Here is a 15,779-nt window from a genome sequence, read left to right on the forward strand (position 1 = left end):
GGCTGTCTACGCTTAAACGACTCTGTTGCCAGCTTCGCTCCAAGACTCGCTATTGGTGGCGTGGCTTCGCCTTTTCCAAGCAGGGTTTCCACCTGCTAAGTTACTCAACCTATGCTCGGTCGCTCTGGTTTTTCACATTCATCGGGTTCAATCAGCGGCAATCTCGGCGTTTTATGTGATTTTTAGCATATATGCGGCAACGGGAGCCGGAATTTTCTCTATATAGGCTATTTTTCACATAGAATCGTCCAACCTGCCCGTTATCGCGCCGCTCGAATGTGATGTTTCACATAAATCCCTCTATCCGGCGAGTCCGGCGAGATGCCCGGCGCCCCCCTCCCGCACGATTCTAAATCGGCTGCCCCAAAACTTTAGATTCTTATATGTCAAAAAAAGTACAGCTCCTTGTATGAAGGAAACTGTACTTGATTTGGGTACTATGGAGGGTTATGTCCGAGCAATAGAATAGATCAGCCTCGTTAAAGCTTGCCGTTCTGCTCCAGCAACCGGTACATAATGGCTGCAGCTTCCGACCGGGAGATCGACTTGGACGGCGCGAAGCTGTTGTCCGGCAGGCCTTGGATCAGCCCGAGACTCCGGGCCGTCTCCGCCGCTTGCCGCGCCCACGGCGCAATTGCTGCGGCGTCGTTGAAGGTCAAGGAAGCCGCCTCGCCGCTGTAGTTCGGCGTTCCGCGCAGCAGCGCGTACGCCCTTAAAGCCACTACGGCCATCTCCTGCCGGGTAATGGCGTCTTGCGGACGCAGCCGATCGCCGTCACCCGCCAGAAGGCTCGCTTGGACCGCCGCTGCCAGCGAATCGGCATACCATGCTTCAGCGGTTACGTCCGTATAGTCGCCATCGTACGACAGCGTCGGCAAGTCGAGCAGTCGAACCAGCATGGCCGCGAATTCGGCTCGGCTCACTTGTGCCGAAGGTGCGAAGTCCGAATCGCTCACCCCGTTCACGATGTGCCGGGATGCCAGCACTTCAATATAATCCCGCGCCCAATAAGAACCGACCACATCTGCGAAAGACTTGTCGTATTCGAACGCCGCATACAAGACGTCTCTGAGGTCATTCGTCGCAATCGTGATTGAAGCTCCGTCAGCGCTTCTCTCGCCGCCGACGTAATCCCATTCGCCTGTGTCAGCGTTGTAAGCGTACAGACCGACCTTCCGCAGGTCGCCCACGCCTGTAAGCTTGAGCGACACTTCGGCCGGTTGGGCAAGATTTGCCTCTTCATTGCCGCTTGTCAACGATAGGCGAATAGCTGGCGCGAGCGCTTTGCGCCCGTCCGACGAATTCGCAGGAAGCCCGCTCTCCGCCACATTGATCCGGATGCTGCCGTTCGAGACCTCCGAGCCAATGGCTCCAATTGGAATTCGAATGGCGGCATGCTCCGTTTGGATGTCGATGATCTTGCCCGCGTCTTGGAGCAGCGACCGCACGGCCGGGGACAGCTCGATCGCCTTGACGCCGGAATCGCCGACGTCCCGCAGGTCGATCGTCAGCACCCCGTTCGTGCCAACGAGTTGCTCGGCCAGCTTGTCGGGCGACACGGTCAGCACGGCAATGTCTCCATTGACAGCGATGCTTCCCAGCTTGTGGCCGATAGCCGCAACGGACTCCGCCCCTGAGCCGCTGTTGCTGTTGTTGCTGTTGTTGCTGCCCTCATTGTCGTTCTCGCCCGGGCTGTCATTGCCGTTATTCTCGTTATCGTTATCGTTGTCGTTATCGTTGTCGTTGTCGTTATCGTTGTCGTTATCGTTGTCGTTATCGTTGTCGTTATCGTCTCCGCCGCCCGGTTCGCCCGACGATGACAAGCCGTTCACGGCTGCTTCCAGCCCCCCCAGCGCCGCAGCGACTTCCTCCGCAGAAGCGGACACATTGCGAAGTACGGCCCTCGTCTCTTCCATCGCTTGTTGCAGAGCGTTCCAGCTCTCATCGGAGGCATCGTCCTTCTGCAGCAGCTCCGCTTCGCCGAGCTTCGCCAGCAAGGCGGTCGTATCGGCCGCCTGCACAGGGGCAGCTTGCAGCGTGAACGTCTCGTTCCGGCCGACGATGCCGAAGTAGCCCGGCTCGGTCAGCACGCCTTCGCCTGTATCCTCAAAGTCGAAGACGAGCTGGCCGTCGATCTTCAGCACCAAACGTACGCTCACCCCGTTCGTAAGGGCGCCGAATTCGATCGTATGCTCCTCGCCGTAGGTGAAGGCTGATGATGTGATCGGCGGCCCCTTGATGCCGTCCACTCCATTAAATCTGCCGTACAGCACCGTCCTCACATTGGCATTAAACCGCTGAATCTCGATGCCGCCGCTGCCGAAGATCAGGATATAGCCGGTGCCGCTCGACACCGCATAGTCCGCAGTCGGAGAACGAAGCATGACGCTCGGCCAGCCTCCCGTTCCGGTCGACGTATCGATCTTCAGCTTGAAGGTGAGCAGTTCATTGCCGTAGCGGCGCTCCTTGTAGTAGGAGAAGCCGTTGAAGGCGTTCGTCTTCATGGACTGCTCCGACGCGAATACAAAGCCTGCGCTGCTGCTCCACTGGGAGCTGTTCGCAGAATCGAACCATTCGGGCGCGTTGTACGGCTCGAAGAACAGCTCGCTCTGCACGGTCACTGCGAACGTGCCTGCGACGACCGGCGAGCCTTCGCGTCCTGCCTCGCGACCGCTGACCGTAAGGATGGCGGAACCGGGGCCGACCGGCTTCAAAACACCGTTCTCGACGACGGCCGCATAAGGGTTGCTGGACGAATAGGTCACGTCCTCAAGCTCCACCTCACGCCCCTGATCGGTGATGCCGTAAGGCGACAACTCCACGCCAGTTCCCTGCATCCCCAGCGATATTCCCCCGTCAATGCCCGTTAACTTGATCTGCTGCAGTTGACCGCCTACGTACACGTTGATCTTCAATGTGCGGAGTACGCGGTTCGACACCGCATAGACGCGCAGCAAGGTCTTGCCCTCCTGCATGCCGGTCAACACGCCGCTGCTGTTAACAGTCGCAATGCTCTCATCTTCTACCTGATAGTAGACCTGAAGGCCGGAGGCATCAACGGCTTCATTCTTCCCGTCGGTTGCCAGCACGCCGACTTCGGCGGTCTGGCCTGCGTCAAGGCCGACTGCCTGGTTAGTCGCGCCCGTAAGCGCAACGCGCTCCGCATGATCTTGGCGCAGTTCCCCATAACCTTCCTGCAGGCCTGCCGCCTGGACGATGCTCTGCGCCTCTTGCGGCCAATCCGCATCCGGATAGACGCTCGGCTCCGTATAGCTGACCTCGCTCGTCGCCGAATTAAACGTCCTCTGGACGGTTGTCGAGTAATTCCGGTTGATCCGGATATGGTTGATGCTCGCCGCGTTCAGGAAGAACCAGGTGGCGGCAATGCCCTGGTTCCACACGGGCGTCTCGCGAAGGTCGACGACATTGTCTTCTATCTGCCAGTAAGTGGAGCCTTCGTCCATGTAGATGCTGCCGAACAAATTCTTCTGATTGCGAATGTAGTTATGGGCGATCAGGTTGTAGCTATCAGACGTGCCGCCCGTATTGCCGATCGTGTAGATCGCTGCCCCGTCGTAGATCCCTTCGCCCATCAGATCATGAATGTAATTGTATTCGATATGCATGTTCCGCAGGACGTTGGGGAAGATCGTAGCCCAACCGTACCCGATATGGAAGCCGCTGTACGGAATGTTAAAGATCTCGTTGTACTTGAGATCCATATCTTCGGCGAACGCGACCGAGACGGCTGCGGCCGATTTGTAATCGATGCCGATATCGTGAATGTAGTTGTTCAGAATGTCGTCGTTCTTCATGAGCTTGCGCAGGTCGGACGGATTCGTATTGTCGGATTTGGAGATGTCGGGATCGCCCACGTTCACGGCGCCGCCCGACAGGTCATAGAAGCGGTTGCCCGACACCAGGCTGTTCTGCACACCCTCCACCAGCTTCAAGCCGGTGATGCCAAGGCGAGTGAACGTGTTCCCTGTAAAATTCACCGCGGCAGCGCGCCTGACCGTCACGGCCGCGGGCGGCAACGTATCGGGTTTGCCGGGCTCGCGGATATGGTTGTTCTGCGCGTCCGGATGTCCGTTGTCCGTGCCAGGTCGCAGCCAAGTGGTGTCGGCGAGTGTCAGTCCTTCGAATGTCAGGTTATGCGCCATGTGGTCATAGTCGCTGCCCTCCACGATGATAAGCTCCTCCAACGAAGGCATGGTGACCTGCGCCGACTGCAGATCCTCCCAGACGCGCGGTTTGTAATACAGCTTATTGGCGTGTGTATCCAGGTACCACTCGCCCGGCTCGTCCAACAATTCAAGAGCATTCTCGTAATAGACCGGCAGAGTGGCCGACGTCTGTCCCTTGTTGGTGACATAGCTCCAGCCGGGCTGCGCCATCGTGATCTTGACTTGGTCGCCCGCCGCTTCCACCGATGCCACGCGGTCGCGCGGATTCGTCCATTGTTCATTGAATACAAATTCCAGATCCTCCGGATGCGCGTAGGTCAGGAACTCCGTATTATCGGACAAGAAGCCGATCGGCGTCGTCCCTTCTTTGTATTGAACGGCGGAAGCGAGTCCGCCCTCGCTTCGGGCGCGGACGCCGCGCACTCCGTCCACGAACAACTGGCGGGAATTGAAGCCGACAGGCACATCCGCAATGTAGATGCCCTTCGTCCCATCATATATCTGCCAGCCGGAGAACGTATGCGCCGAACCGATCGTCGCCTCTCCGTCGCCCTCGTGGGCATAAGTGACGAAGTACCCGTTGGTGCCGGAGTCCGTCTCATTGAAGCGAAGCGTATCGGCCTGCGCATAATAGCCGTCAGCCAGCACGACGCGAATATCGCCGGTCATGTTCGCGTTGCTCTCTCGCACAAGCTGCTGTGCCCGCTCCAGCGACTTGACCGCCAGCGGCTTGGTCGAGCCGTCGTTCGCGTCGTTGCCGTTCGGCGCGACGTAGATCGTCTTCATGACACCGCGCGGCATCACGTGTACCGTCACGACGGCGGTCGCCTCAGACAGCGGCTCTTCGGCGATCACCGTGATCGTCGCATCGCCGGGCGCGGCAGCATGCACCTCGCCGTAAGCGTCCACCGTCGCTGCCGTCTCATTGTCGGAGACATAACGAACCTTCTTGTTCGCAGCTTCGGCCGGAAGAACTGTCGCTTGGATCTGCTTATAGCTCCCGACCGGCATCGTGAAGCTGTTCTCTCCCAGCTCGATTGCAGTCGGCACGACATTATCCACCACAACAGTCGTGCTGACCGGCGCCAGTCCGGGCGCATGGGGCACGGCGGCAATGACGGCGCTGCCCTCGCTCAAGGCCGAGATATTGCCCAGCGCATCGACGGACGCCACCTCCGGATCGGAGGAAGTCCATTCCGCCTTGCGGTCGGAGGCGTTCGCCGGGGTGAAGTTCAGCGCCAATTGCCGCGTCGACCCCAGGACGAGATCGTACTCCGGCTCAAGCGCTGCTCCGGTCGCCTCGACATAAGGCGCTGCCTCGAGGTCGTCCAGGCTGTACGTATTGATCGTATCTTTATAGATGCCGATATTGATCGAGCTGATCTCGCCGGTTGCCAGCGTCGGCTCCCCGGCCGCGACTAACTTCTCGTCGACATAGAGATCGTATGTTCCTGGAGAGGTGCTATTGTCCACAATCAGCTCGATATCGTACCACTTCCCCGCAACGAAGGGCTGCAGCGTCACCCACGGATTCGCCGGGTCCGGCCGCTTCTGGATATAACCGGCATTGAATGCCAGTTCCATCAGCTTGGCGCCGCCTCTCTGGAACACGGGAAGGTAGAGCGCGCCGCCGGTTGCGTCGGCCTTGACCCTGTACTTCAGTGTTCCCTTCTCCGCAGTGCCGGGCAACGGAACGGTCACTCCGACCGACGCTGGCAGCACCTGCGCTTGCTTAATGCGGAACACCTTGTTGCCCGTACCGTCGTCGGCCGCGCCGAACTCGGTCGTATTGGTCGGAATCGTCCATCCGGCTGGCCGCGCCCCTTCGGCAAGCGACTCGAAGTTCTCGCTGTACGAGATGCCCGCTGGCTCCGTGACAGGCGGCGGGTCTGTCGGCGTCGGCGGCTCGGGCTTCTCCGTGAACGGAATTACCTGCAGATCGTCGACCTTATACACGTTCACCGATGACCGCCATATTTTCATAAAGACCGTGTTAGCGCTTCCAGAAACAACCGTCGGTTCATCCGTCAATAGCGCTACGCCGTCGATATAGAAGTCGTAGGTGCCCAAGCTGTTGTCCATGACAATCTCCGCTTGATACCAGCGATTGGCTTCGAAGGTCGGATTGCCCGCAATGGCTACCGATCCCCCGGTGGAATTGCCCTTCTTGAACTCGCCGTCAGCCATGAATACCTGCAGCTTGGGCGTTCCTCCCGTCGCCAAGGTCGGCAGGTAGAACGCTCCGCTCGTGACAGACGCCTTCACTTTGTACTTAATGACCGCCTTGTCGGCAGAGAAGGGCAAGGTGTACCGCAGTTCCATATGAGCGCCGTCTCGCGCCTTATGATCGATCGTCAATGTATTCCCGTCAGTCTCGTTGTAGGTTACGCCTACCACGGAGAGATCTTGATTGTTCACCGTCCAGCCCGCAGGCAGCTGCCCGACCGCCGTCGAATCGAAGTTCTCGGTGTAAGAATCGCTGCCCTCTTCTGCAGTTGCAGGCACGGTCCAGACGCCAATAGTCAGAACGACTGCCAATAGGTTAATCAACCATTTATTGAGCACTAGTTTGCCTCCTCCTTGTTCCTATTCGTACATAAACCCGCCATTCTTCACGATTTTGGTCCTCCCCGAAGAGGGGTTATTAATATATTGCGAAGGCTTCAACGGCACCGTTACAGCGGCGGTCCCAGCCGACCTTGCCAATTGGCCTGTCGCTTCCCGGCCGCTTTGATCCAACGCGCAGCTATAACGGACATCCCCATCATCCGGGCAAAAAGCTTCATCAAACACACTGAGCCCGAACACGAATGCGGCCTGGCTGATCCGCTCGAAATCCAGCGTCTGCTCCTCTCCCTCGAACAAGATAAATTCTATCCATCGGGCAGGACCCTCCTCCCCAATCTCCACGCGGATCGTACGTTGATCGAATTCACAGATCAGGGGATGAATATGGACCGCAATGCCAGGAGCCCGAATGGAAAAAGCGCTGCCGATTCTCGCCTCTTGCGGAAGCTGCACTTGATCCACCCAACCTCCGATTTCAAAGCGCAGAGACAGCTTGCGGGCTCTAAGCTTGCCTCCTTCCTTCAAGGGATCAAGGATAAAATGGAAATCCCCATGATCTTTGACGAAGTAAACGCCGCCTACAAGATGATTTTCCTGTTGCGAGGTGCGCAGAATGGCAGAAGCATAGTCCTGTCCGTCATGCAGGCAACGGAGTCTCAAATACGTACAGTTCTCCGGAGTGCCCCAATAAGCCATGAGAGGTCTTCTTTGATTCCAAAGATCGTACTCCGCAAAGCTGCCCAAGGAAAAACTCGGGTTCATATAGGTGGTCGACTCCAGTCGGGGAGTCCCCTTCTCGATAAAAACCCGGATCTCATCGTCAGAGATCAGGTCTTCCCCTTTATAGAAAGTTTCCTTGATCAGTCGTGGACTCTTCAGCGGTTGGAAATATTCATAATAGTGGTCCGGACAAGCAATGACCATATCGTGCCACATCAGCCCATACTCCAGTTCTTCTTCCCGCATCAGGCCCAACTGCATTCGGGTTCCCAGATGAAGGAAGGACAGGAATCCTTGGCCGCTAATGTTCTCATAGCATCGGCTATGCGGCGCCGATAACTGACAGGTCGGCCGGTGGAAATGAACCGCTATGCATTCCCACGCTTTGTCGTTCAGGAACTCGGCCAGCTCCCGCGACTCCCGGTCCTTCACATGCTTAAGCATTCTGCCGATCTCCTCCAGGGCAAGAACGGTGTAGGTTGGGCTGTTGTATTCGGTGAATCCGCCGTTGGCTTCAACATAGGCCCGTTCCTTTATCAGCCTGTTCCTGCCGTATTGCACAAACTCCTGGTTATCCAGCAATTCCCCGGCCGCGATCGTCACATAGGCCCCCATAAGGTAGATATTGGTATAGTCGGGCCCGATGTTCCGGCGGATAATGCTGGCTGCGGCATGATGCAAGGCCAGGATTATCCTATCGATCATGATAGAAGGCAGAGCTTCACGATGCTCCAGCAACAAATAGACCAATACCTTGCCATTGAAGTCGGCCCAGTTCCAATCCGGGGACTTCATCCTCGGAAGCGGCTCTTCCAGGTAATAAGGCCATATGCCGTATGTGGGGCTGTCTTCCTCCGTATCCTGCATCGAGAGAATGTTGTCTATTATCGCGAGCGCCCGTTCCTGACAGGTGTCATCTCCGCTGTACAGAAGCGCGGCGGCGTAGGCCAGACTCCGGTAAACCCCATGCACCGTATCGTCGTCGATATGCGTGTGATATCCCTTGCGGCTCAGCTTCTCGGCAATCATGTTCACCTTGGCGTCAAAGTGTAGATGTTCCCGTACAAGCCTTTGCTGAAAAGCCGCTGCTAGATGCGTTTGCCTATCATCCATGTCAGATTCTCCTCGTATTGGAGGAGAGTTTCTATATTCCATTGCATCATATAGAAACTCTCCTGAGCCTTAGCCGTTATCATTCCTTATTTGCTTTGCCGCTGCTTACTTCTTGTTTATGGCTACCCAGGCATCCAACTGCTTTTGCTTTTCAGCAATAATTTTGTCCATACCCGCAGCCTTCAGCTCCTTGTTCATCGTAGCGAGCGTACTGTCCACGTCATACATGCCGTAACCTAAGCCAATCGCATATTTGTCGATTATCGTTTTGGTTTGGGCAATTTCCGACTTGACAGGCTCAGCATCAAATGAGAAGCCCATGATTCGCGAAGTTTTCGCACTCTTGTTCAACTCGTCAATCTTCTGAGGGGTATCCGCCTCAACACCCGGGAGCAGGTACGCGTTCAATTGATCTCCCAGCATCCAAGACACATTGGGGGCGTAACCGGAATCCGCAATCAGCTCTACGCTGTTGTCTCCCGTTTTTTTATAGTGCGTGCCTTCGATTCCGTATACCAGCATGTTGTAAAGTTGCTTGTCGGTATTGATCAACTCCAGGAACATCATGGCTCGTTCCGGATTTTTGGAAGTTCTGCTGATGGCCTGCATCGTGCCGGTGACAGAACTGGTGGATACCAATGGTTCCGTCAGGAAGGCATAGACCGGCTCGAAGCCGTAACGGGCTAAAACTTCCGCTTCGCCCCCTGGCTTGTACTGTCCCAGCATGGACAGTATTTTTCCGTTTTTAGAGAGCTCTTCGAAGTTTTTGGCCAGAGACAAATCTTTATTGATATAACCTTTATCCGCCCAGCTTTTAATCGTTTTCACATAATTAATAAAGACAGGCTGCTCGTATTGGTTAACGACCTTATAATCGGTGCCTTCAAGCTCAATCGCGCCGGGAGTCCCTTCTCCGCCCAAGGTTTCCATCTTCAAGTAGTTCATGATATCCATTTGATTAATGCCCGGGCCGGCCAGAATAAATTTGTCGCTTCCTTCGCCTGCTTGCATCTTGGCCAAAGCCGGCTCCAAGTCTTCCAACTGCTTGATGGCGGCCACGTCAATATCGTATTTCTCCGCCATGTCTTTTCGCATCGTGATCGTCGTTTGTCTTGCGGCAATCTGATAATTAGGGAAACCGTAAATTTTGTTGTTTACTTTCATCGCATCCCAGAATTCGACCGGGATCTGTCCATAGGCCTGAGGTGCATATTCGGTCACCAATTCATCCATCGGCAAGAAAGCGCCTTGTGCCACATTCTCATAGAACTGGTAACCCGGAGCAGTAAACATAATATCGAAATTTTCTCCTGCGGCGATCATTAACTTCGTTTTTTCTATATAACTGGCAGCATCGATCCACTGGATGTCCAGCGTGGCGTTGATTTTCTCCTTCAATATCTTGTTTACCTCTGTCAGTACCTTTTCCCCATCCTTCTGGGCTGGAATCCGGAGAACCCATTTCAGCTTCACCGGTTCCAACTCTGCGGCAGTGGCGGACGGTGTCGTCGAGACAGCCGGGCTTTTTTCCGTTTCCCCCGTACTTTCTTTGCTCTGACAACCGGCCAACCCGGTTGCCGCCAACACCATCGCTGTCAGCGTTATCATTGCCCTGAGCTTTTTCACCTGAACAACTCCCCTGTACTTTTTTATATTTTAACTTCACATTGGAAGTCAAAACCGGAAGTCAAAACCGGAAGTCAAAACCGCCTTTATCCCTTTACAGCACCGGAAGTGATCCCCCGGACAAAGTACTTCTGGAAGAAGGGAAACACAAACATCATGGGACCAGCCGCAATTACAGCCATAGCCATCTTGGCGCTGTCCGAAGGAAACTCTGACATGCCCAGACTCAGGCCCGCCTGAGAATCCTTCATCATCTCCTCCGCATTCCGGAGAATTTTGTACAGCAAATACTGCAACATATATTTGTGTTCTGAATCGATGTAGATCATGGAGCGTGTCCATTCATTCCAATAGCCCAAGGTCAACATTAACCCGATGGTAGCTAAGGCGGGTTTGGATATGGGAAGCACAATCTGCCAGAAGATCCGCATCTCGCTGCAGCCGTCGATGCTGGCCGATTCCAGCACCTCCTGCGGCAAATCAAAGAAGAACGTCCGCAAGAGAATGATATTCCAGGAATTGACCAAGCCCGGAAGAATGAGAATCCAGTAGGTATCCTTCAGAAGGTAGTACTTCGTGAACACGATATAGCTAGGAATCATCCCCGCATTAAATAGCATGGAGAAGAACACTAGAAATCCCAAGATACCCGCAAGCTTATAATCTTTCCGGGATAGCGAATAAGCAATCATCGCCGTTAGAATGAGTCCAACGCCCGTTCCGACAACGGTTACGAATAGCGTCGTGCCATAGGAGTTCAGAATGAGTTCCGGCGATTTAAAAATATATCGGAAAGCATCCAGGCTCCATATCTTGGGAAAAAGGCTGTATCCGCGTTCGATGATGCTCTCGGTACCGCTTACCGATAGAATAACGACGAGCAGCATCGGAATAATGCAACTCAATGCCAGAAGAGTAAAGACACTGTGTGTGAAAAAAAGACCTGCTCGAAATTTCCGTTTGTTGATGGCCGAATTCATCCCGATTACCTCTCTCTCTAAAAAATGGCTTGTTCCCGGCCATAGCGGTACCGGATGACAAAGTTGGCCGCCAGGACAAGAATGAATCCCGCCATAGATTGGAAGACACCGGCTGCGGCTCCCATCCCCAAATCAGCCGACCCCCGCAGGGCGCTGTACACATAGGTATCCAGCACGGACGAGACATCCCGAAGAGATGGCGACTCCATCGGAACCAGGAAGAACTGTCCGAAGTCGGCATTAAAAATCCGGCCCAGTGCTCCAAGGAAATTGATCAGAATGATAGGCCGCAGAGCAGGAATCGTAATCTTCAGCGCCATCTGGAATCGGTTGGCTCCATCAATAGAAGCAGCCTCATAATAAGAGGGATCTATCGACAGGATATAGGCGTAATTTAATAACGTCGCATAACCCATCGTCTTCCAGAAATGAAGAACGATATGAATCCAGAACCAGTATTGGGGTTCGAAGTACCATTCGATCTCCGCCATCCCCATAGCGCTTAAAATGGAATTGATCATGCCTTTGCTATTGTCCAATAAAGCAAATACGATGTAAGCCACAATGGTCCAGGACAGGAAATAGGGTAAAAAGATGGCCGTCTGATAAACCTTCAATACTCTTCTGCTTAGGATTTCGTTCAGAAGTATCGCCAGAATGACGCTGCCGACAATACTTGTTACAATAAAAACGGCATTATAGAGAATGGTATTTTTTAGCGCAAGCAACGCATCGGAGGTGGAAAAAATAAAGATAAAGTTTTTCAGTCCAATCCAAGGGCTTTTAAATATCCCGTCAATAAAATTGTAGTTTTTAAAAGCCAGCACAATCCCGGGCAATGGTACAAAATAAAACAAGATAAGCAATACGAATGCAGGGAGAGCCAGCAGAGATAAATCCACATTTTTGCGGAAGGAGCTTTTATTCAGCTTTTGTCTTACTCCTGCCGGGGACTCCGGTGCTAATGTCTTCTTCACAACTACGCCTCCTTCTCCTTTAATGTCGTGCTTGATGTGGCCTCATTATCCCTCTCCTGTCCGTTGAATCGCTACTGTTCAATCCCATTTTCCTCTGCACGGGACTGTATAATCTGAAGAAAACTCTATACCGGTCCAAAAAAAAGAAAATGACACGACTCTCATGTCATTTCCTTCAGCTTGTTGATGATCTCCTTATCCACTCTGTAGCCCTTGGGCGTGGCGCCGAACTTGCGTTTGAACAGCTTGTAGAAGCTGCTCTCATTATGGAAGCCTACCCGTTCCATGATCTCTCCTATGCTTAGTTCCGTTTGGAGCAGCAGTTCGGCGGACTTGTTCAACCGGATCTGGTTGATGTAGTCGAGCACGGACAAGCCGACCGCTTCCTTGAAGATCTGTCCCAGGTAGCCTTGAGACAGCTTGAACTCCACTGCAAGGCCTTTTAGGCTCAGCTCCTCGGCATGATGCTCCGCAATGTACCCCTTCACGGATTCCACCAAGGCATCGTGCCTCGTTTCCACAAGCGCTCTATGAGATGTCATTTTCTCGATTACTTCATAAAACTGAATTTTCAACTCGTCGATGGTTTCGAAGGCAGCCAATCGGATATAAAAATCTTTCATGGAGACAGGGATTTTCTCGATACGACTCTTGTTCAAGACATCAATTGTATTTCCCAGAGCCAAGGAAAAACGGGTCATCAAGAGCATGAATCCTTCGATATCGCCTTGCGAAGCACCTTCGATCAGCTTGTCGAACAAGACTTTAGCTTCGTCTCCATTCCCTGCTCGGACAGCATTCAGGAACCTTTCTTCAAGACTTTCATCGTATACAACCTGGTGATTCTCATGCTTATATAAAATGGAAGGCTCCAGAATCGCTTCCCGACTGTAAACCAAGCTGTATCTGATCAGAATGGCCGCAGTTCGGTAAGCTTGAACCAGCGCTGCCTCCCCTTTGACATGCCCGCCAATAAATGCAGATAAGCTATAGCTTGTGAATTGCTTGACCGACTGTTGTAAAAAACGGATTTTCTCCTCCCATTCGATCCTGTTGTTCTCCAGCGGCAGAAAGATTAGCAGAATAAATTGCCCTTCCCCGATATATACCGCTTTGGCGGAATTCCCAACGTCCAGAACTTCTTCGGATACGTTCATCATGATGAAACGGTATGCTTTCTTCCGATCGACATCCTGCTTTTCGAACTGATTCCGGTCATCGATCTTCAGAAGAATCAGCAGCATATCCCGATCAAGCATATTGCCGAAGACGGAGGCGAATTCGCCTGTCAATTGATTAGCAATGGAGTTGTTCTCCATCAGAACCGCTTTGATATAATTCTCCAGAAGAATGGCATCCGCAGAATGTTTATAGCTGTTGTAGTCATGAAGCAGGCGCCTATTCTTCTGAAATACGTCGGTAAGCAGCTTAACATCGTCCAGAAGCTGCACGCCAACTTCCTTCTTTCCCCTTGGTCCGAGGACTTCACGGAACAACCTTCCGAACGGATGATAAATCCGGTGCGAGATAAAAGCCGCCGCTACAAAGGCAAGAAGCGCCATAAAAAATGTGATATGAAGAACAACTTTTTTGACAATTTGCAAAGACTGGTCTAAAAATTGATTGGACTCCTCTACCACCAGTACCCAGTTCGTATCCGGCATCCAGAGGTAAGTAAAAATCCGCTCCTTCCCTTTTTCCCCTGCCTCAAAACTGCCCGTATCCAGGTTAGACTTTGTAATTCTCTCAACCAACTCCGGATTAAGCGCTTCCATACTGCGGATCTGCCTGGAATCGTCTATATAAGTGAGGCTTGTCTTGTCGATAATGTAGGATTTGACGGATTTTCCCGTCAAGCTGCTCAGCGTGTCGCACAGCCATGTTGCATCTACGTTAACGCCCAACGCTTGGGTAACCCTGTTGCCGCTATCCGTCTGGAAGTACAAATAAGTAAATACGGTATCGCCATTGTTGTATGCCTCGAAGGGAAGCACTCTAGGAATTGGCGTCAAAACTGGCGTGCTGCTGAAATTTTTGACCGCATTCACAAAAAAAGCATCTTTATGCGCTTGAGAACTTAACGTTGAATAGTACTTATCGGTTTTGCCGCTATAAAGCGTGACGGAATGAAAGATCGGATTGACTTCAAACGACTTCTTGATAGCAATCATCAACTCGTACATCTGCGCGTAATCCAGCGAGTTCTCTTCAAACAGAGGGATGAGGGATGGATCATTCAGATGCCGGAAGGTGAAGGCCTTCACGTCCTCATGCATTCTCTCGATGCTTTTGCTGATAATGCGCAGCTCCTTGCTGTTCTCTTCAAAGGTCCGATCCCTTACGATCCCTTCAAAGCTCTTGAATGCTGTAACGGAGAAGCCTGCCTGAACAACGACAAGCAGCAATGTAATTAACCCCACAATCTTCAGAAAGGTCTTGCTCATAATCCACCCCATAATAAAAGATAAGCTATTATTGTATAAATGAATTATACATAATAGCTTCAAATTATCTATGATAGCTTCATAACCTCGGTTAGCATGAGAATAGGCAGCGCTTGCCCGTAGGTCATCGGACAAAGCTTAATTTGTCGGTACTCCTCCAAGGTCGCACCCATTCCGGTTCCGTAAGATACGTTCTGCACGGTTCCGTCCTCCGAGATTTGGGAGATTACCGCTTCGGCAGCCTTGCGTCCCATCGGGAGGCAACGGGGGTCCAGATACCCCAATCGCACAGCCTTGAGTATCCCGTAGGCAAAGCCGGCAGTAGCGGAGGTTTCCACATACGACGAGGGATCATCCAGAAGAGTATGCCACATGCCGCCCGGATGCTGGAGTCGCTCCAATGCAGCGACCTGGGATCGGAGGGTATCCAGAAGGTACAGCTTCACCCCCGGATCAAGATCGTCGACGATATCCAAATAATCGACCACTCCCGCGGTGTACCAGCAGTTGCCCCTTGCCCATAATGCTTCTGCGAAATGATGACGCCCCTCGAAGGTCCAACCGTGGTACCAGAGTCCGGTCTTGCGATCCGCGAGGTACTTGATATGGACGAGGAACTGCCGCACCGATTCCGCCGTATAATCCTTCCGATTAAACAACTTGCCCGCTCGTGCCAAGAAGAGCACGGTCATGAACAGCGTATCGTCCCACAGTTGCCCGGAATTGGCATTGCCCGTTACGATATGCTGCAACCCGTTTGCTTCCGTACGCGGCATCTCCTCCATAATCCATTGCGCCCATTCTTGGCACAGGGCCAATAAATCTTCACGCCCCGTTTCCTCTGCCACCAGGCTTAGCGTTAGCATCGGACATAACGTATTTACATTTTTCTCCGGCAAGCCGTTGCGAATATTGCGCTCAAACCACTCTACCAGAAAATCGAGAATTCCGGCCTCTCCCGTTTCTTGATAATAGTTGTACAGGCCATACAGTCCGACGCCTTGTGCCCATTCCCAAGTATCCATTGAAATGATACTGATGGGGCACTCTTCCACAAGTCCCGTTTCGTTGCCCAAATTTTGCATTTTGCTGGCCACTTTGTCGATCAGCGCGCTTATTGCGGCTTTATCCATCCTGTAGGTTCCTTCCCTTCTGATCCATTCA

At 53.0% G+C, this 15,779-nt stretch carries 7 protein-coding genes; all 7 read right to left on the bottom strand.

Annotation, left to right across the window (positions count from 1 at the left end; all coding sequences use genetic code 11):
* Positions 1-479: 479 nt before the first annotated feature.
* The 7 genes from E6C55_RS15435 to bglB all read right to left on the bottom strand — a co-directional run bounded on the left by E6C55_RS15435 (position 480) and on the right by bglB (position 15,748).
* Positions 480-6,752, bottom strand: a complete 6,273-nt coding sequence (locus E6C55_RS15435; protein ID WP_136370705.1) for an S-layer homology domain-containing protein — start codon at positions 6,750-6,752, stop codon at positions 480-482.
* A gap of 21 nt (positions 6,753-6,773) precedes the next feature.
* Positions 6,774-8,588 (bottom strand): hypothetical protein, encoded by a 1,815-nt coding sequence (locus E6C55_RS15440; RefSeq protein ID WP_136370706.1) that lies wholly within the window; start codon positions 8,586-8,588, stop codon positions 6,774-6,776.
* A gap of 105 nt (positions 8,589-8,693) precedes the next feature.
* Entirely contained in the window at positions 8,694-10,214 is a 1,521-nt protein-coding gene (locus tag E6C55_RS15445; RefSeq protein ID WP_136370707.1) for an ABC transporter substrate-binding protein, read from the bottom strand.
* 86 nt (positions 10,215-10,300) lie between these two features.
* Positions 10,301-11,194 (bottom strand): carbohydrate ABC transporter permease, encoded by an 894-nt coding sequence (locus E6C55_RS15450; protein WP_136370708.1) that lies wholly within the window; start codon positions 11,192-11,194, stop codon positions 10,301-10,303.
* Positions 11,195-11,211: 17 nt separating this feature from the next.
* Entirely contained in the window at positions 11,212-12,171 is a 960-nt protein-coding gene (locus E6C55_RS15455; protein WP_168735663.1) for an ABC transporter permease, read from the bottom strand.
* 161 nt (positions 12,172-12,332) lie between these two features.
* Entirely contained in the window at positions 12,333-14,615 is a 2,283-nt protein-coding gene (locus tag E6C55_RS15460; RefSeq protein ID WP_168735664.1) for an AraC family transcriptional regulator, read from the bottom strand.
* Positions 14,616-14,683: 68 nt separating this feature from the next.
* A complete protein-coding gene (gene bglB, locus E6C55_RS15465) occupies positions 14,684-15,748 on the bottom strand; it encodes a beta-galactosidase BglB (protein ID WP_136370711.1) in 1,065 nt (354 codons plus the stop codon).
* Between the last annotated feature and the right edge of the window lie 31 nt (positions 15,749-15,779).

The sequence above is a fragment of the Cohnella fermenti genome, assembly GCF_004801405.1.
Taxonomy (GTDB): Bacteria; Bacillota; Bacilli; order Paenibacillales; family Paenibacillaceae; genus Cohnella; species Cohnella fermenti.

What these genes read in the sequence shown, in the direction of transcription:
- E6C55_RS15450 (WP_136370708.1), bottom strand. Translation starts at nt 11,194, where the DNA reads ATGAATTCGGCCATCAACAAACGGAAATTTCGAGCAGGTCTTTTTTTC.
- E6C55_RS15440 (WP_136370706.1), bottom strand. Translation starts at nt 8,588, where the DNA reads ATGGATGATAGGCAAACGCATCTAGCAGCGGCTTTTCAGCAAAGGCTT.
- bglB (WP_136370711.1), bottom strand. Translation starts at nt 15,748, where the DNA reads ATGGATAAAGCCGCAATAAGCGCGCTGATCGACAAAGTGGCCAGCAAA.
- E6C55_RS15460 (WP_168735664.1), bottom strand. Translation starts at nt 14,615, where the DNA reads ATGAGCAAGACCTTTCTGAAGATTGTGGGGTTAATTACATTGCTGCTT.